The 19477-nt window shown below is 59.9% G+C and carries 23 protein-coding genes; 16 read left to right on the top strand and 7 right to left on the bottom strand.

Going from position 1 to position 19477, the window contains the following annotated elements:
• Position 1: 1 nt before the first annotated feature.
• Positions 2 to 565, bottom strand: coding sequence for an alkyl hydroperoxide reductase subunit C (ahpC, locus tag EJA72_RS09630; protein ID WP_010460707.1), 564 nt, complete (start codon positions 563 to 565; stop codon positions 2 to 4).
• Positions 566 to 670: 105 nt separating this feature from the next.
• Positions 671 to 1642: a site-specific integrase gene (locus EJA72_RS09625; RefSeq protein WP_157711233.1), complete on the bottom strand. Its 972-nt coding sequence runs from the start codon at positions 1640 to 1642 to the stop codon at positions 671 to 673.
• Positions 1643 to 1856: 214 nt separating this feature from the next.
• Between EJA72_RS09625 and EJA72_RS09620 the strand changes: the two genes are divergently transcribed.
• The gene (locus EJA72_RS09620; protein ID WP_157711232.1) at positions 1857 to 2867 is read left to right on the top strand and encodes a DNA-binding protein; all 1011 of its coding nucleotides are present in this window, start codon (positions 1857 to 1859) and stop codon (positions 2865 to 2867) included.
• On the opposite strand, the gene gorA is transcribed toward EJA72_RS09620, so the two are convergent.
• Both gorA and galU read right to left on the bottom strand, forming a co-directional pair.
• Positions 2864 to 4222, bottom strand: coding sequence for a glutathione-disulfide reductase (gorA, locus tag EJA72_RS09615; RefSeq protein ID WP_157711231.1), 1359 nt, complete (start codon positions 4220 to 4222; stop codon positions 2864 to 2866). The two genes, EJA72_RS09620 and gorA, sit on opposite strands and share 4 nt — an antisense overlap.
• 131 nt (positions 4223 to 4353) lie before the next feature.
• On the bottom strand, positions 4354 to 5193 hold the full coding sequence (gene galU / locus EJA72_RS09610) for a UTP--glucose-1-phosphate uridylyltransferase GalU (RefSeq protein ID WP_054050566.1): 840 nt from the start codon (positions 5191 to 5193) through the stop codon (positions 4354 to 4356).
• Between the two features lie 270 nt (positions 5194 to 5463).
• Between galU and EJA72_RS09605 the strand changes: the two genes are divergently transcribed.
• Together EJA72_RS09605 and EJA72_RS09600 are read left to right on the top strand one after the other, a co-directional pair.
• Positions 5464 to 5652, top strand: a complete 189-nt coding sequence (locus EJA72_RS09605; RefSeq protein WP_059405464.1) for a hypothetical protein — start codon at positions 5464 to 5466, stop codon at positions 5650 to 5652.
• A gap of 139 nt (positions 5653 to 5791) precedes the next feature.
• The gene (locus EJA72_RS09600) at positions 5792 to 6073 is read left to right on the top strand and encodes a hypothetical protein (protein WP_157711230.1); all 282 of its coding nucleotides are present in this window, start codon (positions 5792 to 5794) and stop codon (positions 6071 to 6073) included.
• An 11-nt stretch (positions 6074 to 6084) separates the two neighbouring features.
• Here the strand turns inward: EJA72_RS09600 and EJA72_RS09595 are convergent, their stop codons facing one another.
• Positions 6085 to 6315: a hypothetical protein gene (locus tag EJA72_RS09595; RefSeq protein WP_157711229.1), complete on the bottom strand. Its 231-nt coding sequence runs from the start codon at positions 6313 to 6315 to the stop codon at positions 6085 to 6087.
• 71 nt (positions 6316 to 6386) lie between these two features.
• Entirely contained in the window at positions 6387 to 6743 is a 357-nt protein-coding gene (locus tag EJA72_RS09590; protein ID WP_157711228.1) for a hypothetical protein, read from the bottom strand.
• Between the two features lie 213 nt (positions 6744 to 6956).
• Here EJA72_RS09590 and EJA72_RS09585 point away from each other — a divergent pair, with 213 nt between their 5' ends.
• From EJA72_RS09585 to ada, 5 genes are all read left to right on the top strand, one after another.
• Positions 6957 to 7259, top strand: a complete 303-nt coding sequence (locus EJA72_RS09585; protein ID WP_007946189.1) for a DUF1883 domain-containing protein — start codon at positions 6957 to 6959, stop codon at positions 7257 to 7259.
• Between the two features lie 28 nt (positions 7260 to 7287).
• Positions 7288 to 7464, top strand: coding sequence for a hypothetical protein (locus tag EJA72_RS28945; RefSeq protein ID WP_178129225.1), 177 nt, complete (start codon positions 7288 to 7290; stop codon positions 7462 to 7464).
• A 124-nt stretch (positions 7465 to 7588) separates the two neighbouring features.
• On the top strand, positions 7589 to 8296 hold the full coding sequence (locus EJA72_RS09580) for a 2OG-Fe(II) oxygenase (protein WP_178129223.1): 708 nt from the start codon (positions 7589 to 7591) through the stop codon (positions 8294 to 8296).
• Entirely contained in the window at positions 8286 to 8966 is a 681-nt protein-coding gene (gene alkB / locus EJA72_RS09575; protein ID WP_157711227.1) for a DNA oxidative demethylase AlkB, read from the top strand. The genes EJA72_RS09580 and alkB overlap by 11 nt, the downstream gene beginning before the upstream one ends.
• Before the next feature lie 87 nt (positions 8967 to 9053).
• Positions 9054 to 10118 carry a bifunctional DNA-binding transcriptional regulator/O6-methylguanine-DNA methyltransferase Ada gene (ada, locus tag EJA72_RS09570; protein ID WP_157711226.1) on the top strand — a complete coding sequence of 355 codons (1065 nt, stop codon included), beginning with the start codon at positions 9054 to 9056 and terminating at the stop codon, positions 10116 to 10118.
• Here the strand turns inward: ada and EJA72_RS09565 are convergent, their stop codons facing one another.
• Positions 10119 to 11102 (bottom strand): MDR family oxidoreductase, encoded by a 984-nt coding sequence (locus tag EJA72_RS09565; RefSeq protein ID WP_157711225.1) that lies wholly within the window; start codon positions 11100 to 11102, stop codon positions 10119 to 10121.
• Positions 11103 to 11270: 168 nt separating this feature from the next.
• On the opposite strand from EJA72_RS09565, the gene EJA72_RS09560 reads away from it, so the two are divergent.
• The 8 genes from EJA72_RS09560 (at position 11271) to EJA72_RS09525 (ending at position 19473) form a co-directional block, all read left to right on the top strand.
• Positions 11271 to 13724: an autotransporter gene (locus EJA72_RS09560; protein WP_157711224.1), complete on the top strand. Its 2454-nt coding sequence runs from the start codon at positions 11271 to 11273 to the stop codon at positions 13722 to 13724.
• Positions 13725 to 13828: 104 nt separating this feature from the next.
• Positions 13829 to 14893, top strand: coding sequence for a nitronate monooxygenase family protein (locus EJA72_RS09555; RefSeq protein ID WP_157711223.1), 1065 nt, complete (start codon positions 13829 to 13831; stop codon positions 14891 to 14893).
• A gap of 278 nt (positions 14894 to 15171) precedes the next feature.
• A complete protein-coding gene (modA, locus tag EJA72_RS09550) occupies positions 15172 to 15939 on the top strand; it encodes a molybdate ABC transporter substrate-binding protein (protein WP_157711222.1) in 768 nt (255 codons plus the stop codon).
• On the top strand, positions 15940 to 16620 hold the full coding sequence (gene modB, locus EJA72_RS09545) for a molybdate ABC transporter permease subunit (RefSeq protein WP_157711221.1): 681 nt from the start codon (positions 15940 to 15942) through the stop codon (positions 16618 to 16620).
• Between the two features lie 3 nt (positions 16621 to 16623).
• Positions 16624 to 17703: a molybdenum ABC transporter ATP-binding protein gene (gene modC, locus EJA72_RS09540; RefSeq protein WP_157711220.1), complete on the top strand. Its 1080-nt coding sequence runs from the start codon at positions 16624 to 16626 to the stop codon at positions 17701 to 17703.
• A gap of 75 nt (positions 17704 to 17778) precedes the next feature.
• Positions 17779 to 18819, top strand: a complete 1041-nt coding sequence (locus EJA72_RS09535; RefSeq protein ID WP_157711219.1) for a DNA topoisomerase IB — start codon at positions 17779 to 17781, stop codon at positions 18817 to 18819.
• 72 nt (positions 18820 to 18891) lie between these two features.
• The gene (locus EJA72_RS09530; protein WP_157711218.1) at positions 18892 to 19113 is read left to right on the top strand and encodes a hypothetical protein; all 222 of its coding nucleotides are present in this window, start codon (positions 18892 to 18894) and stop codon (positions 19111 to 19113) included.
• Between the two features lie 129 nt (positions 19114 to 19242).
• Entirely contained in the window at positions 19243 to 19473 is a 231-nt protein-coding gene (locus EJA72_RS09525) for a hypothetical protein (RefSeq protein WP_140671772.1), read from the top strand.
• Positions 19474 to 19477: the final 4 nt, after the last annotated feature.

Genomic DNA, 19477 nt, shown 5'->3' with positions numbered 1-19477 from the left:
CTTAGATCTTGCCGACCAGGTCCAGGGACGGAGCCAGAGTGGCCTCGCCTTCTTTCCACTTGGCTGGGCAAACCTGGCCCGGGTGAGCAGCGACGTACTGGGCAGCCTTGATTTTGCGCAGCAGTTCGGATGCGTCGCGGCCAACGCCGCCATCGTTCAGTTCAACGATTTTGATCTGGCCTTCCGGGTTGATCACGAAGGTGCCACGGTCAGCCAGGCCAGCGTCTTCGATCAGCACGTCGAAGTTGCGGGAGATGGCGTGGGTCGGGTCGCCGATCATGGTGTACTGGATTTTGCCGATGGCTGGCGAGGTGTTGTGCCAGGCGGCGTGGGCAAAGTGGGTGTCGGTGGAAACGCTGTAGATCTCGACGCCCAGTTTCTGGAACGCGTCGTAGTTGTCAGCCAGGTCTTCCAGTTCGGTCGGGCAAACGAAGGTGAAGTCAGCCGGGTAGAAGAACACGACAGACCATTTGCCTTTCAGGTCAGCGTCCGAGACTTTTACGAAGTCGCCATTTTTGAAAGCGTCAGCTTTGAACGGTTTAACTTGGCTGTTGATGATAGGCATCGGTGACTCTCCGTCATGGGTTAAGAACTTGATGGGGTGAACTCTACCCACTCGACGGACCGATGGCTCATTGGCAAACCTGATGCCGCTGATTTGTTTTCGCTATTAGCCGACGGTATTAATAGAAGAAATTGGTATCTCGGTTGTGACTGGCTTTTCCTGGAGGTGGGACATTCCGAAAAACGGGCTGGCGTCGATGTAGCGCATGGCGGACTTCATGTCCTTCCAGCCCACGTAGCTCATCAGCGATTTCAGATCCCAGCCGCTCTGGTGCGCCCAGGTGGCAAAACCGCGTCGTAGCGAGTGGCTGGTGTAGTGCTCGGCCGCAATGCCCGAGCGTTCCAGTGCCTGGCGCAACAACGGGATGACACTGTTGGCGTGCAGGCCCTCTTCGCTCAAGTGGCCCCAACGGTCGATGCCACGGAAGACCGGGCCGCGAACCAATGCCGCGTCGTTGATCCAGTTGATGTACGCCTGGACCGGGCAGAGACGCTGTAACGCCGGCGTCTGGAACGTCTTGCCGAGGTTTTCGCGGTCGCTCTTGCTTCGCGGGAGGTAGAGCGTGATGCCGGAACCGGCACTCGCCTGAACGTGCTCGATCTGCACGCGACACAGCTCATCGCTGCGAAAGCCACGCCAGAAGCCCAGCAGGATCAACGCAGTGTCGCGTCTGGCTCGCAACAGTGCCGGTCGGTCGTGTTCAGTTTGGGCGATTCGAGCTTCCTGCTCCAGATACGCCACCACTTGTTCAAGGTGCTGAAGTTGCAGCGGCTCGGCCTGTTTCTCCTGAGCCGGGTGCAGTGCGCGAATGCCCTTGAACACCTGGCGCACGACGGGCGCCTTGGTGGGATCGGCAAAGCCCTGGCTGTTGTGCCACTGCGCCAGTGCCGATAGCCGCAGTTTCAGCGTATTGATCGACAACTCCCCCGCATACGCCACCAGGTAGCGCGCCACGCTGTCAGCGGTGGCCGGTAAAAACCCGCCCCAAACGACTTCGAAATGCTCGATGGCCGCCCGATAGCTGCGGCGGGTGTTGTCGCGCGTGGCGGCTTGCAGGTAACGATCCAGCTCGGACATGGGAATCACCTTGTGGGAGCGAGCCTGCTCGCGATGGTCGTTAACGATCACGCTGGGCACCTGATGCCCCGCTGCGTTCCTGGTTTTTTCCCTTCACACGGGGTAATACCAGTATATCCCGCCTGAGTACTTCTCGTATTTATTGAAATTTTATTGCATGGTACATTATGTACTTTGGTGGTACGTACCACAGTACGAAATCGTAGGAGACTTCATGGCACGCGGTGGTGTAAACAAAGCAGTGGTGCAGGCAGCACGCCTGGCCATTCTGGCTCGTGGCGAAAACCCCAGCATCGATGCAGTACGGATCGAAATGGGCAACACCGGCTCGAAAACCACTATTCACCGGTATTTGAAAGAACTGGATGACGGCGCCGAGCCGTCAGCGCCCTCCTCCGAACCCATCGACGACGAACTGGCAGGGCTGGTGTCACGCCTGGCGCAACGCCTCAAGGAACAGGCGCAAGAACCGATCGACCAGGCGCGCGCGCAGTTCGATCAACATCGCAAAGCCTTGGAAACCCAATTGGCCGCCGCCGATGACGCCAACATCGAGTTGCAGCAGCAATACGAAATTCAAACCCTGGCGCTGACACAAGAATCGGACAACCTGCAGAACACCCACGCCATGCTGCAGACCGAGCAAACCCGTAACGCCGGGTTGAGCCAGGCCCTGGCCGATTTCGATCTACGCTTGCGCGACAAGGACGAGCAGATCCGCTCTCTGGAGGAAAAACACCTGCACGCTCGGGACGCGCTGGAGCACTACCGCAACGCCGTCAAAGACCAGCGCGAACAGGATCAGCGCCGCCACGAAGGCCAGGTGCAGCAGATTCAAATGGAGTTGCGACAGGCTCAACAAAGCGCGTTGGTGCGCCAGGATGAAATCACCCAACTGCACCGCGACAATGAACGCTTGCTGACCGAAAACCGTGGAACCCTGCGCGAGCTGAGCCTGACCCAGGAACAACTCAAGCAAACCCATGCCCGGCAGGATCAGTTGCTGGAACAGGTCAACCGCATCGACAGCGAACGCACCCTCCTCCAGGAACGCTTGCGCGCAGCGCTGCTGGAAAGCCAGTCGCTGAAGCAGAGCGTCGAGGAGCAGTCACAGGCGAACAAACTACTGGAAATCGAATTGCTCAAGACTCAGGCGAGCCTCGATGAAAGCGTGCGCCTGGCGGCTGTCGTTGCGACAGCGCCAGACGCAGCCGAGGTCGATTAACCCGCGACCGGTGTGCGCATGGTGACGAACTCTTCGGCGGCGGTTGGGTGCACGCCGATGGTTTCGTCGAAATCGCGCTTGGTCGCGCCCGCCTTCAGCGCAATCGCCAATCCCTGGACGATCTCGCCGGCGTCCGGGCCGACCATGTGGCAACCCAACACCTTGTCGGTTTTGCCATCGACCACCAACTTCATCAGCGTGCGCTCCTGGCATTCGGTCAGGGTCAGCTTCATCGGGCGGAAACGGCTTTCGAAGACCACCACGTCGTGGCCAGCTTCGCGAGCCTCTTCCTCGGTGAGACCAACGGTGCCGATGTTGGGCAGGCTGAACACGGCCGTCGGGATCATCTTGTAATCCACCGGGCGATACTGCTCAGGCTTGAACAAACGCCGCGCAACAGCCATGCCTTCGGCCAATGCAACCGGCGTCAGTTGCACACGACCGATCACATCGCCCAGGGCCAGGATCGACGGTTCGGCGGTCTGATACTGTTCATCGACCTCGACGAAGCCTTTCTTGTCGAGTTTGACGCCAGTATTTTCCAGCCCGAGATTGTCCAGCATCGGACGCCGGCCGGTGGCGTAAAACACACAATCCGCCTCCAGCTCGCGACCATCCTTGAGGGTGACTTTCAAGCTGCCATCGGCCTGTTTGTCGATGCGCTCGATGTCGGCATTGAATTGCAGGTCCATGCCGCGCTTGGTCAGTTCTTCCTGCAAATGCTTGCGCACAGCGCCGTCGAAGCCGCGCAGGAACAACTCACCGCGATACAGCAACGTGGTGTCTGCGCCCAGACCATGGAAAATCCCGGCGAATTCGACAGCAATGTAACCACCACCGACCACCAGGACACGTTTGGGCAACTCTTTGAGGAAGAACGCCTGGTTGGAACTGATCGCGTGCTCATGGCCCGGAATTTCTGGAATCTGCGGCCAGCCGCCTGTAGCAATCAGGATGTTTTTGGCGGTGTGGCGCTCGCCATTGATCTCGACCGTGTGCGGATCGACGATCTTGGCGTGCCCTTCATGCAACCTCACGCCGCTGTTGACCAGCAGCGTGCGGTAGATGCCGTTCAGACGGTTGATTTCGCGATCCTTGTTGGCGATCAGCGTCGCCCAATCGAACTTCGACTCACCCAAGGTCCAGCCGAATCCGGAAGACTGCTCGAAGTCTTCGGCGAAATGCGCGCCGTAGACCAGCAATTTCTTCGGCACGCAGCCAACGTTCACGCACGTCCCGCCCAGGTAACGGCTCTCGGCCACCGCCACTTTCGCCCCAAACCCGGCAGCAAACCGCGCAGCCCGCACACCACCGGAACCGGCACCAATCACATAAAGGTCAAAATCGTAGGCCATTTTCAATCTCCTCGGCAGGCAAACAGCATACCCGCAGACGAACGTTGGGCAAGCGTTGCGAACGATATGGGGGCGGAAAACGAAAAAGCCACCCGAAGGTGGCTTTCAAGCGACAAGCAGGTCAAACCCTATCAGTAGGCTTTACCAGTCTTGTAGAAGTTCTCGAAGCAGAAGTTGGTCGCTTCGATGTAGCCTTCAGCGCCGCCGCAGTCGAAACGCTTGCCTTTGAATTTGTAGGCAATGACGCAACCGTTTTGCGCTTGTTTCATCAGGGCGTCGGTGATCTGGATTTCGCCGCCCTTGCCTGGCTCGGTTTGCTTGATCAGGTCGAAGATGTCCGGGGTGAGGATGTAACGGCCGATGATCGCCAGGTTCGACGGTGCATCTTCCGGAGCTGGTTTCTCGACCATGTTGCGAACGCGGTAGAGGTCATCACCGATCAGGTCGCCGGCGATCACGCCGTACTTGTTGGTTTCCAGCGGATCAACTTCCTGGATCGCGATGATCGAGCAGCGGTACTGTTTGTACAGCTTGACCATTTGGGTCAGTACGCCGTCACCGTCGAGGTTAACGCACAGGTCGTCCGCCAGCACCACGGCGAAAGGTTCGTCGCCGATCAGCGGACGGCCGGTCAGGATGGCGTGGCCCAGGCCTTTCATTTCGGTCTGGCGAGTGTAGGAGAAAGAGCACTCGTCCAGCAGTTTGCGGATGCCGACCAGGTATTTTTCCTTGTCGGTGCCCTTGATCTGGTTTTCCAGCTCGTAGCTGATGTCGAAGTGGTCTTCCAGAGCACGTTTGCCACGACCGGTCACGATGGAGATTTCGGTCAAGCCAGCATCCAGTGCTTCTTCGACGCCGTACTGGATCAGTGGCTTGTTTACCACCGGCAGCATTTCTTTGGGCATGGCTTTAGTCGCTGGCAGGAAGCGAGTACCGTAACCGGCTGCTGGGAACAAGCATTTCTTGATCATATAAGTCCTTGAAAGGGCTGTGTGTACGAGTTTCGGCGCAGTCTAATCAGGCGGCGAGCACCTTACAATGCCCCGCACTGGCTAACCGATGCCATCATAGAGAAATATTCTTGCGGATAGTTCCCGCCAATCGGCAAGCCGCCTTTATTGATAGCACAGACGGCCAGATCTGCACGAGCGGACAATCGCACCCACCCTGCACCATCAGCACCGGTCCGATGCATTTGGCGGTATGATTGCGCGATTGAACCAGTCAAACGAGGCAGATCGATGTCGGTAGCAAAAAGCGTCAACGGGTACCTGATCAATCAGGCAAAAGACGGCCAGTGGTGGGTAGACAGCGTTGGCGGCGAAAATATCGCCGGACCTTTCCCGACCGAAGCGTTGGCGATCGAGGTGGCATCGGTGTTGCAGGACCAACCCGCAGGGCCCAAACGCCGCGGCAAGGACAAGTCCTGATCAGCCACTGAGCCAACCCAAGCCCTGACATAGCGCAGGGCTTTTTTGTGAGAGGCTGAAACCAAGTGGCCTTTCGCTATAACCTTTTGATTCCGGCGCTGTCACAGGCTTAGCCCATCACCCTGACGACGACCACCACATGACTAGATTCTTGCCACTGATTGCACTGCTGGCCCTCGGCGGCTGCGCCACGTCCGAAACGACCTACCTCAACAACGGCGAGCAAGGCCTGTCCATCGATTGCTCCGGGGAAGCCAATTCCTGGGCCACCTGCTATGAAAAAGCTGATGCCTCTTGTGCTGGCACCGGTTATCGCATCGTCGGTACTGACGGCTCTCCCTCAACCAAGGAGAGCGACAAGACCCTGGGCGTCGACGTCGGCAACTTCAAAACCCGCAGCGTCGTGGTGGTCTGCAAGTAAGGCGCCCTGCCCTAGATGTGAATTTCGGCGAATTTGATCCCCAGGCTTCGCACGGTCTCGATCAACGCGTCCAGGCTCGCGAAGGATTCGACTTCGTCGTTATCGTCCACCAGGAAATAACTGCGCCCGGCGCTTTTCTTGAAAAACACGATCCATTCCCCCGAATTCGCCGGATTCTGAATCACGTGGGTGGCAGAGATGTGACCCTCTGCATGGCGCTCCCGTACCTGCTCTCGCTTCATGCTTGCTCCAGAAATGACAATGCCGTCAAAGCATGGCTTTGACGGCATCGGTGCCGAATGAGGTCATTCTATCAGCCGGAAATGCAAGCGGTCGCGGCGTCGCGCACATCGTGCGGGCGCAAGGGGACGTTGGAGATGCGCTCATGCAGCTTGATGCTGCTGCCGCCGGAGCGGTTTTCAATATCGAAGACGGCGGCCGGGCCCGAGGAGAACTTTTGGGGAACGATGACGCGAACGCCGTCTTTCTCAGACTCGACTTGCAAGGCGCCCCGGCTATCGGCCAGCTTTTCAGTCAGGCACTGCGCATACTCATGGGGCTTCTTGCCTGAAATTACGTTCATGGTCGGCAGCGTCTGGTTGATTTCCGAGACTGTTGCACAACCACTCATCGCCAGCGCCAATGGCAGCAACCACACACCCCACTTCATACAAAACCTCCGATAAAGACCCTCGGACAGCACAAATGCCGTTTTTCTCCGAGAGCTCATGGCTTTAATCCCGCACAGAAACCGGAATATCTGTTTTTAATTATCGAAGCACAGACCGACGACCGGATAATAACCCCCTCGGACTGATAAACTGCGCCAATCGCCCATGCTATCGTTTTGATTTTGTAGAAAAAGCCCTTCTGGAGGCGCCTCATGAAATTTATTCACCAGCGCGAGCACCTCAACGAGGACGACATCGTCGTCATTCAGTGCTCCCAAACCTGCAACATCCGCTTGATGAACGACGCCAACTTCCGCAGCTTCAAAAATGGCGGCCGTCACACTTACCACGGCGGAGCATTCGACACCTTCCCGGCACGAATTACTGCACCGAGCACCGGTTTCTGGAACATCACCATCGACACGGTCAATCGCCGTCCGATCAGCGTGACGCGTAAACCGACCCTGACCCATTCGATCAAGATTATCCGCCGCTCCAGCACGAAACTGAGCTGAGTGACGCCCACCCCGAGGACAGGCAGATATGACCGCAACGCCAACAACCAAATATGTGATCAAGTACAAACTCAATGGCGAGCGCCGCTTCGAGTTTGCCCAGCTTGAAACAGGTACCGAAACAGAAGCCAAGGCCGCACTGGACGCCATTCATGGCCAGAGCGACGACGTGATCAGCGACATCAGTGTCAGCAAAGCGCTGTAACGAACTCCGGAGCGGCAACAAGGATGTCTGCTCCCCGCTGTAAAATTCGACCGCAAGCACCGGAGTGCCCGGCAAGGTACCGCGCTCCAGACTGCCCCCTCAACCCCGGTTAAGGAGTCAGAATGTGTCTAACGAGCCCGACCTTGCAGCACTCGACTGGAAGGCGCTGGAGCAGCAACTCGATCAGGACGGCTGCGCAATCATCTGCTCGCTGATAGACCCTGAAGTCTGTGACGCCATCAGCGCTCTCTATAGTCAGCAAGCGCCTTTCCGCTCTCAAGTCATGATGGCCCGTCACGGCTTTGGCCGGGGCGAGTACAAATATTTCCGCTACCCGTTGCCCGACCCTGTCGCCCGGCTGCGTAGCGCTCTCTACCCTCGGCTGGTGCCGATTGCCAATCGCTGGTACGAGCAGATGAGCCTGACCACCCGATTTCCTGAAACCCACGAGGCCTTCCTGGAGCGTTGCCATGCCGCCGGTCAGGAACGACCGACGCCGTTGTTGCTGCAATATGGCCCACAGGATTACAACTGTTTGCATCAGGACCTGTACGGCGAACATGTTTTCCCACTGCAGGTGGCGATTTTGCTGTCAGAGCCAGGCGAAGATTTCACGGGCGGCGAGTTCGTCCTGACCGAACAGCGCCCCCGCATGCAGTCGCGGCCTCAGGTCATCGATCTGAAAAAAGGCGATGCAGTGATCTTCGCCGTCAACCAGCGACCGGTCAAAGGCGTTCGCGGCTATTACCGGGTCACCCTACGTCACGGTGTAAGTCGCTTGCACAGCGGAAAAAGGCATACCCTTGGAATCATCTTTCACGATGCGTCATGACCCCATGCACCCGACCACCCTGGACCTGTTTGCCGACGCCGACCTTGAGCAGCAGCCCAGGCGCGAGCAGATTGGCGAACAGTCCTACGTGCTGAGGGGCTTCGCCCTGCCTTGGTTCGACCGATTGTTGCCCGCACTGCACGCGGTACTGGCAGCTGCGCCGTTTCGACAAATGATGACTCCGGGTGGCTTCACCATGTCAGTGGCCTTGAGCAGTTGCGGCACGCTGGGCTGGACCACCGACCGTAGCGGTTATCGCTACACCCGCCATGACCCGCAAACCGGCCGACCCTGGCCAGCAATGCCGGAGGTGTTTTTCGAACTGGCGCAAGCGGCGGCGCGCGAGGCCGGGTTCTCGGATTTCGTGCCTGATTCCTGCCTGATCAATCGCTACGTCGCCGGGGCGAAAATGTCATTGCACCAGGACAAGGACGAAGGTTCCTACGCGGCGCCGATTGTTTCCGTGTCGCTCGGGTTACCGGCGATGTTTCTGTTCGGCGGGTTTGAACGCAGCGACAAGAGCCAGCGCATCCCCTTGTTGCATGGCGACATCGTGGTGTGGGGCGGCGTGGACCGGTTGCGTTATCACGGCGTATTGCCCATCAAGGATGGCGTTCATCCACGCCTGGGCGAACAACGGATCAACTTCACGTTTCGTACCGCCGGATGAAATACTGGAATTTGACCGCAAGACCCGGAGTGTCTCCCGCTTGGTCGCTGGTTAATCTGGACCAAACCCGTCAACGGACATAACGCCATGACCCGCCAATCGCCCATCATTGCCACCGAAAACGATCCCCGCTGGGCCGCCGTCGTCGCGCGTGATCCCAGAGCAGACGGGCAGTTTGTGTACGCGGTGAAAACCACCGGCATTTATTGCCGCCCCAGCAGCCTGGCGCGCTTGCCGAAACCGCAGAACGTCGAGTTTTTCGACACTGCCGAACAGGCCCAGGCCGCAGGTTATCGCCCAAGCAAACGGTCGGCGAAGGACCAGAGTGATGTCGCCGCACAACACGCCGCAACCGTGGCTGGCGCGTGCCGCCAGATCGAAACTGCAGAAAATCTGCCCGCACTGAGCGAACTGGCCGACGCCGCAGGCCTCAGCAGTTTTCACTTTCATCGGGTATTCAAAGCAGTGACTGGCCTCACCCCCAAAGGATACGCAGCGGCCCATCGCTCGCGCAGGGTTCGGGATCGGTTGGCGGATGGAAGTTCGGTGACCGACGCCTTGTACGACGCCGGCTTCAACTCCAACAGCCGCTTCTATGAGGCGGCGGATCAACTATTGGGCATGAAACCCGGCGACTACCGCGCGGCAGGCCAGAACAACGAGATTCGCTTTGCCGTTGGCCAGTGCTCGCTCGGTGCAATCCTGGTGGCGCAAAGTGAACGCGGCGTGTGCGCGATCCTGTTGGGTGACGATCCACACCAGTTGGTGTGCGACCTGCAGGACAAATTCCGCCAGGCCACGTTGATCGGTGCCGATCACTCTTTCGAGCAACTGATTGCCAAGGTGGTCGGTTTTATAGAAGCGCCCGCCATTGGCCTGGACTTGCCGCTGGACGTCCGTGGCACTGCGTTTCAGGAGCGGGTGTGGCAAGCGCTGCGAGAAATCCCGGTCGGCAGCACCGCCAGCTACGCCGAAATCGCCCAGCGCATCGGCGCGCCCAAAGCCTTCCGCGCCGTGGCCCAGGCCTGCGGCGCGAATAGCCTGGCGGTGGCGATTCCGTGCCACCGCGTAGTGCGCAGCGACGGCGACCTTTCAGGCTATCGCTGGGGGGTGGAACGCAAACGGCAGCTATTGGATCGTGAAGCGCATTGATCAGCGATTCACATCCACCACCACCCGCCCGCGCAGCTGGCCGGCGAGCAACCGTGGCGCGGCATCGATCGCTTCACTCAATCCGATTTCGTGGCTGATCAGTGGCAGCAAGGCGAAGTCCAGGTCCTTGGCCAGACGGTTCCAGGCCACGATTCGTTTGGCTTTGGGTTGCGTCACGCTATTGATCCCGGCCAGGGTCACGCCGCGCAGGATGAACGGCGCGACTGACGCCGGGAAGTCCATGCCTTGGGCCAGCCCGCAGGCAGCGACGGTGCCGTTGGCTTTCGTGCTGGCACAGGCGTTGGCCAGCGTGTGACTGCCGACAGAGTCGATGACCGCCGCCCAGCGCTCCTTGGCCAGAGGTTTGCCAGGCTCGGACAGGGTCGCGCGGTCAATGATCTCGCTGGCGCCCAACTGCTTGAGGTAGTCATGCTCGGACGTGCGACCGGTGGACGCCACCACGCGGTAACCGAGCTTGCTCAACAGCGCGATGGCAAAACCGCCGACACCGCCGTTGGCCCCGGTGACCAACACTTCGCCTTGCTCAGGCGTCACACCGTTGTGCTCCAGCGCCAGGATACTCAGCATGGCCGTGTAACCCGCGGTGCCGATCGCCATCGCCTGCGCGGCCGTGAATTCACCGGGTAGCGGGATCAGCCAGTCGCCATTGAGACGGGCCTTCTGCGCCAGTCCACCCCAATGCTCTTCGCCGACACCCCACCCATTGAGCAACACCTGGTCGCCGACCTTGTAGTCCGGATGGCCACTGACTTCGACCGTCCCTGCCAGATCGATCCCCGGCACCATGGGGAATTTTCGCACCACCGGGCTGCTGCCGGTGATCGCCAGGCCATCCTTGAAGTTCAACGTGCTGTACGCCACGCGCACCGTCACATCACCTTCGGGGAGTTGATCGTCATTGATCTCTTGCAGGACGGCCCGGTAACCGCTGTCATCTTTGTCGATCAAAATGCCTGTGAACATTAGTGCCTCCGAATGGAATCGCTCTGGTTGTCGTGTAGTTGAATACCACAAGGCAACATTTTGCCGTACACGACTTTAAGCCAATCCGGGCGTTTATCCCGTCGGCGGCTATGCTTTTTTCGCGGCACTGAAATGCCGGAAGAAACTGCCTCGTCGATGGAGCTGACAATGTCTCACCTGCGCTCGCTTACCGCTTTGCTGATGTTCAGCCTGCTACTTTTTACCGGTGCCCAGGCCGCGCCAGCACAACCACCCGCAGCGCCCGCCGACCAGGCTCCGGCAAGCCCGAGCTGGCCGCAAGTCCTGACCAGCGGCGACACCAAACTGACGGTCTATCAGCCGCAACTCGACAGTTGGGACGGTTACACCCTTCAAGCGCGGGCCGCCGTCGAGGCCACGGAGAAGGACGGAAAATCCACCTACGGCATCGCCCAATTCAGTGCGCACACGCTGGTCGACAAGGCCACCCGCTGGGTCGCGCTCGATCAGTACACCTTGGTCAAGGCCGATTTCCCCTCCGGTGCGACGAAGGCCGATGCGTGGGTCGCCACACTGAAATCAGACGCAGCGACCCGCAAGAAAACCATCTCCCTCGACCAACTCGAGGCGGCCGTGGGCGTAATGGCCGCCGAACAGAAATCCGATGACCAGCCACTGGAAAATACGCCGCCGAGCATCATCACTTCCGATGTTCCAGCCTTGCTGGTGTACATCGACGGCGAACCGGCGTATCGCCCGGTCGATGGCACGTCATTGCAACGCGTCATCAACACTCGGCCGCTGCTGCTCAAAGACGCACAAGGCAAACACTTTCTGCATGTGTTCGATGGCTGGATGGCCGCCGATCAGCTGGGTGGCCCGTACGCCCCGTTACCGTCGCCTTCGACGGAGCTGGAAAAAGCCAAGAAAGCAGCGATCCAGAGCCGTCAGGTTGACCTGCTGACCGGCCAGAGCGATCCGAAGGAAAAAATACCGACCCTGGCTAAAACGCCGATTCCGCAGATTTACATCGCCACAACCCCGACCGAGCTGATCGTCACCGACGGCGCACCTCAATGGCAGCCGATCCAGGGCACCCAGCTGCTCTATGTCACCAACACCACGGGGCACATTTTCAAGGAAATCGGTGACCAGAACAGTTATGTACTGATCTCCGGTCGCTGGTTTCGTGCCAGTGACATGAACGGTCCCTGGACCTTCGCCCCCGCCGATAAATTGCCGGCAGACTTCGCCAACATTCCCGACGACAGCGCTAAGGAAAACGTAAAAGCCTCCGTTGCTGGCACGCCGCAAGCCAGGGAAGCCGCCATCGCCGCCACTATCCCGCAGACGTCGGCGATCAAGAAAAGCCAGGTCAAAATGACCGCGCCGCACTACGACGGCGAACCGCAGCTCAAGGCGATCAGCGGCACGCCTCTGCAATACGTGGTGAACACTGCAACGCCGATCATCATGGTCGACGCACAGAGTTGGTATGCGGTGGAGAATGGCATCTGGTTCACCGCCACCTCGGCTCAAGGGCCGTGGTCGGTGGCCACGTCGGTGCCGGCAGTGATCTATTCGATTCCGCCCAGCTCACCGATGCACTACATCACCTATGTCAAAGTCTATGAAGCCAATGGCGACACCGTCGTGGTGGGTTACACGCCGGGTTATCAGGGCTCCACCGTGGACCCCGCCAGCGGCGTGGTGGTGTATGGCACCGGCTACCCGTATACGCCGTGGGTCGGCAACGTTTGGTACGGGCCGCCGGTGACTTATGGTTTTGGCGTCGCGATGCGCTATACCCCGTGGACAGGCTGGACCTTCGGTTTCGGTTTCGGCTGGAGTTGGGGTGGCAGCACCGTGGCCGTGGGCTGGGGCTGGGGCTGGGGCGCCTACCCGTGGTGGGGCAATTACGGCTGGGGTTATGCGTGGGGCCCACACCTGTACCCGGCGCCTATGCCATGGGGCGGCGCGGCCTATGGTTATCATGGCGGCGCCGTCGCCTGGGGTCCCGGCGGTTGGGCGGGCACGACGGGCAACGTTTATCGCCAATGGGGCGATCGGGCCTCGGTCAGTCGCTACGGTGCCGGGTACAACGCCTGGACCGGCAATCAGTGGGCAGGTCAGGTCGGTGCCTCCTACAACTCTCGTACTGGCGTTGCAGCGGCAGGCCAGCGCGGCGCAGTGCATAACGTCTACACCGGCAACTACGCCGCCGGCCGCAGCGGTGTGGCGGTCGGCCCTAACGGCGGCGCCATCGCCGGTCAGCAGGTGACCGCAGGCAATGCGCGCTATGGGACTCAGGTCACGGCCGGTCGCGGTGCCGTCTACAACCCCAACACCGGCAACACCACGCAGGTCAGCGGAGTACACGGGCGTAACAGCGGTGCAGCCAGAATCGGCGATAACGTTTACGCGGGGCACGACGGCAACGTGTACAAAAAGACCGACGACGGTTGGCAATCAATGGTCGGTGGTGCGAACCGCGCCAGCCCCGCCAACACTGCGCAAGTGCAAAACCTCGACCGGGATTCCGCGGCGCGCTCCCTGGGCAATGAACGGCTCAACAATTTTCACAACTCGTCCCAGGTGATGAACCACTCGTTTGGTGGCGGTGGCGGGTTCCATCGGCGCTGAAGGTCACGGGTCTTCTGAAAACACGACTGGCCTTGCGCCAGTCAATGCTGATACAAAACCGGCTCTACCGTCCCTGCCCTGTTTCACGCCGGAGAACCCTTGAAATGAACCAATGGCCAGACACCCGCATTCTTGACTTGCTCGGGATCGAACTGCCGATCATTCAGGCACCCATGGCCGGAGCCACCCTTTCAGCGATGGTGATTGCCGCGAGCAACGCTGGCGGCCTCGGCTCCATGCCGGCGGCGATGTTGACCACCGAGCAGTTGCGCGAAGAACTGCGCACGATTCGCCAGCACAGCCAGCGCCCATTCAACGTCAACTTCTTCTGCCATCAGCCGCCTGCGCCTGACGAGCAACGTGCCCGCGACTGGAAAAATCTGCTGGAACCGTATTACCGGGAACTGGGCATCGATTTCGACGCGCCGACGCCAGTCTCCAATCGCGCGCCGTTCGATATCGCAGCCTGCGAAGTGCTCGAAGAGTTTCGCCCGGAAGTCGTGAGCTTTCACTTCGGCCTGCCGGAAAAATCCCTGCTGGATCGGGTAAAAGCGACCGGGGCAAAAGTGCTGTCTTCGGCTACTACCGTGGAAGAGGCCATCTGGCTGGAACAGCATGGCTGCGACGCGATCATCGCCATGGGCTACGAAGCCGGCGGCCATCGCGGGATGTTCCTCAGTGACGACTTGAGCAGCCAGGTGGGGATTTTCGCCTTGGTGCCGCAGATCGTCGATGCGGTGAAAGTGCCAGTGATTGCCGCAGGCGGCATTGCTGATGCCCGAGGCGTTGCGGCAGCGTTTATGCTCGGTGCTTCAGCGGTGCAGGTCGGCACCGCGTATCTGTTTACACCCGAGGCCAAGGTCAGCGCATCTCATCACAAGGCATTGCGCACCGCCAAGGAAAGCGAAACCGCCGTCACCAACCTTTTCACCGGGCGCCCGGCGCGCGGGATTCTCAATCGGGTCATGCGTGAACTCGGACCGATGAGTTCCAAAGCGCCAGCCTTTCCTCTGGCGGGCGGCGCACTGATGCCGTTGCGGGCCAAGGGTGAAGCGGACTTCAGCAACCTGTGGGCCGGGCAAGCGTTCACGCTGGGCGTTGAAATGACCACGGCCGAATTGACCCGGCGCCTGGCGGAGGAAGGGTTGGCGAAGTTGACTGGCCGTTAACTCACCTGTAGCTGCTGCCGAAGGCTGTGTCCGACTGCGCAGCCGTCGTAAATCCTGCAGACACGGATTCAATCATGGACCCCGTTGCCTGGTTTTACGACTGCTGCGCAGTCGGACGCCGCCTTCGGCAGCTGCTACTAAATCGCGTAACAGCGAACCACCACGTTGCAGTTGTATACAATTTCTCCCAACAAGTTCCGTTTGCAGGCATTTCGCTATATATTTCGCTACATAGCGCTTACCCCCCTTGAAGTACCTGCCAACTACGGAGCCGTTTCATGACCATTCGCGCCTCACGTTTTGCCCCTACTTGCCTTGCGACCCTTCTCGCTGCATTCGCCTTCGGATCGGCCCAGGCAGATGAGGTCCAGGTCGCAGTCGCCGCCAACTTCACCGCGCCAATCCAGGCCATCGCCGCCGATTTCGAGAAGGACACCGGGCACAAACTGGTGACCTCCTTCGGTGCCACCGGCCAGTTCTACACCCAGATCAAAAATGGCGCGCCGTTCGAAGTGTTCCTCTCGGCAGACGACACAACACCGCAAAAACTCGAGGCTGAAGGGGATACGGTCAAGGGATCGCGCTTCACCTACGCCATCGGCACCCTGGCGCTGTGGTCGGCCAAGGAAGGTTATGTCGATGCCAAGGGTAAAGTGCTGAGCGACAACCAGTATCAGCACCTGTCCATTGCCAACCCAAAAGCCGCCCCTTATGGCCTGGCCGCGACCCAGGTACTGGCCAAGCTGGGCCTGACCGACAAGGTCAAGGACAAGATCGTTGAAGGCCAGAACATCACCCAGGCCTACCAGTTCGTGTCCACCGGTAATGCCGAAATCGGTTTTGTCGCCTTGTCGCAGATCTACAAGGACGGCAAAGTAACCGGCGGCTCGGCCTGGATCGTTCCGGCCGACATGCACGATCCGATCAAGCAAGACGCGGTGATCCTCAACAAGGGCAAAGACAACCCGGCTGCCAAGGCGCTGGTTGAATACCTCAAAGGGCCAAAAGCCGCTGCCGTCATCAAGTCCTACGGTTACCAACTCTAAATGACGCTATCGAGTGCCGATTTTTCCGCCATCTGGCTGACCCTGAAACTGGCGTCGCTGACGACCGTCATCCTGTTGGTGATCGGTACTCCGATCGCGTTATGGCTCTCGCGCACGCAATCCTGGCTGCGCGGCCCGGTCGGGGCGATTGTCGCCCTGCCCCTGGTGTTGCCACCCACGGTGATTGGTTTTTATCTGTTGCTGGCGCTCGGCCCTAACGGGTTCGTCGGCCACTTCACCCAGTCACTCGGGCTTGGCACCCTGACATTCAGTTTTGCAGGCCTGGTCATCGGCTCGGTGCTCTACTCGATGCCGTTCGTGGTCCAGCCGCTGCAGAACGCCTTTTCCGCCATCGGCACTCGCCCTCTGGAAGTGGCCGCGACCTTGCGCGCCAATCCTTGGGATACGTTTTTCAGCGTAATACTGCCGCTGGCCCGTCCGGGGTTTATCACCGCGGCCATTCTCGGTTTTGCCCACACCGTCGGCGAGTTCGGCGTGGTGCTGATGATCGGCGGCAACATTCCCGACAAGACGCGCGTGGTCTCGGTGCAGATCTACGATCACGTCGAAGCGATGGAGTACGCGCAGGCCCATTGGCTGGCCGGGGCCATGCTGGTGTTCTCCTTTGCGGTGTTGCTGGCGCTCTACTCCAGCCGTAAAACCAAAGCGGGCTGGAACTGATCGATGATTCAAACGCGTCTGAAACTGAGTTATCCGGATTTCGCCCTGGCGGTGGACCTGCAATTGCCCGGCCGTGGCGTCACCGCGCTGTACGGCCATTCCGGTTCGGGAAAAACCACCTGCCTGCGCTGCATCGCCGGCCTGGAACGCGCAGAAGAAGGCTTCATCCAGATCAACGATGAAGTCTGGCAGGACAGCGACAGGAATATTTTCGTGCCACCGCACAAACGTGCGCTCGGCTACGTCTTCCAGGAAGCCAGCCTGTTCCCGCACCTGTCAGTGCTGGCCAACCTGGAGTTCGGCCTCAAGCGCATCCCGAAACAACAACGTCGCGTCGACATGGGCCACGCGACCGAGCTGCTCGGCATCGGCCATCTGCTGGATCGCCATCCGCTAAACCTTTCCGGGGGTGAACGACAGCGAGTCGGCATCGCTCGCGCCCTGCTCACCAGCCCGAAACTGTTGCTGATGGACGAGCCGCTGGCGGCGCTGGACGCCCAACGCAAAAGCGAAATTTTGCCGTATCTGCAACGCCTGCATGATGAACTGGACATCCCGGTGCTGTACGTCAGCCACTCACAGGATGAAGTCGCGCGGCTCGCCGACCACCTCGTCTTGCTCAGCAACGGCAAGGCACTGGCCAGCGGCCCGATCGGCGAAACCCTGGCGCGCCTCGACTTGCCCTTGGCACTGGGTGACGACGCCGGCGTGGTGATCGAGGGACGCGTCAGTGCCTATGACGCGGACTATCAGTTACTGACGCTGCAACTGCCGGATACGGCGCTGAACATTCGGGTCGCACATTCGCCGATGACCCCAGGCCAGGCGCTGCGCTGCAAGGTCCAGGCGCGGGATGTCAGCCTGAGCCTGCAAAGCGTCGAGCAAAGCAGCATCCTCAATCGCCTGCCGGTCACCGTGATCAGCGAAATGGGCGCGGACAATGCCGCCCACGTCCTCATCCGCCTGGACGCTGCCGGCACCCCGTTGCTGGCACGGATTACCCGCTACTCTCGGGACCAGATGGGCGTCCACCTCGGCCAGCAACTCTGGGCACAGATCAAAGCGGTGGCGGTACTGGCGTAAATCCGCTGGCACGTCTGCATCGGCGCGCGGTCAATGGCTGTAACGGCCCCTGATTCCACGCCAAGGACTTCCGCCATGCCCGACATCGCCCTGCCCGATGTGTTGCCCCCCGACCTGCACTACGTCGACGACACCCAGCCCGGCATTACCCGCAAGAAACTGCGCGGCAAGTTCTGCTATTTCGACCTTGCGGGTCAGCGCATCACCGACCCGGACGAGATCAAACGCCTCAATGCTCTCGCGGTACCGCCGGCCTACACCGATGTGTGGATCTGTGCCGACCCGCGCGGCCATCTGCAAGCCACCGGCCGTGACGCCCGAGGTCGCAAGCAATACCGGTATCACGCGCGGTGGCGAGAGGTGCGCGACGCCGACAAATACTCGCGCCTGAGGGACTTCGGCCTGGCACTGCCAAAACTGCGCAAACAACTGGAAGCCTTGCTTGCAGCACCTGGTTTCAGCCGCGATAAAGTCATGGCCACGGTCATTACTCTGCTCGATGCCACGCTGATCCGCGTTGGCAATACCCAGTACGCACGGGACAACCGCTCGTATGGCCTGACGACCCTGCGCAACCGGCATGTCGAGGTCAACGGCAGTGCGATCCTGTTCCAGTTTCGCGGCAAGAGCGGCGTCGAGCATCAGATCACCGTGAAGGACCGGCGCCTGGCGCGGATCATCAAGCGCTGCCTGGAAATCCCCGGACAGAACCTGTTTCAGTACCTCGATGAAAACGGTGAGCGACATACCGTCAGCTCCTCTGACGTCAACGCCTACCTGCAAACCCTCACGGGCGCGGACTTCACCGCCAAGGACTACCGGACCTGGGCCGGCAGCGCGCTGGCGTTGGCCGTGCTGCGCAAGCTGCAATGGGAGCCGGAGTCGGACGCGAAACGGCACGTGGTGGAAATGGTCAAGAATGTCGCCAAACAGTTAGGCAATACCCCGGCCGTCTGCCGCAAGTGCTACATCCACCCGGCGGTGCTCGACGGGTTCATGCTCGGGGCGCTGGCGCAACTGCCCAGGCCGCGCGTGCGCAAGGGGCTCAGGGCGGAAGAAGTCGGGCTGGCGATGTACCTGGAGAAGATGATCGAGAGGGCAGAATCGACGAACTGACCCGCCGATTTTTTGCACAATTGCCAATGACTTCTATAGTTGATGTGAACACGAATCAGCAGCGGAGAGGCCATGGACGACATTTTCGTCGTGAAGCGTTGCAACAGGATCATCATCCATGGCCGACGAGCCGGGGACGCCAGTCACCCGCCACCCGATGCCGCTGTCTGGTATCGCATCGCCGATACACGTACTCGCGGCTTCATCGGCGACGGTTATGACCTTGAAGAAGACGCCGAAAAAGTCTGCCGCCAACTGAACGCGAGATCACAAGTGACAGCCCGACAAGGCTGAACAATCACCTGCCTTTTCCGGGTCTATACTTGCAATTAGCTGAAGGATCGGCGACCCCATCGGCAGAAAGCTCGCACTTAGCGGGCTTTTTGCTGCCAGCTACAGGTTTCTTGAACGGAGGTGTATGCCATGTCCGAAAAAGAGTCCATCACCACCCTGCTCACCCTGCTCGATTCGCGCCAGGCCCGCTTGGCAGCGGCGTGCAAGGAGATCGCCGATTGGGTCGATCATCAAGGCGGACACCCGACCGCCCTGAGAATTCGCGATCGCCTGAACGACATCGAGAAGGACACACCGCTGATTCGCAACACGCTGTCGTCACTCAAACCTGTCGATCGGCCGCTGCCAAGGTTCAGATGAATCG

This window comes from Pseudomonas sp. PB120 (assembly GCF_009761815.1).
Classification (GTDB): Bacteria; Pseudomonadota; Gammaproteobacteria; order Pseudomonadales; family Pseudomonadaceae; genus Aquipseudomonas.
Note: the sequence above shows the minus strand (reverse complement) of the source record. Positions and strands in the feature narration are given on the sequence as shown.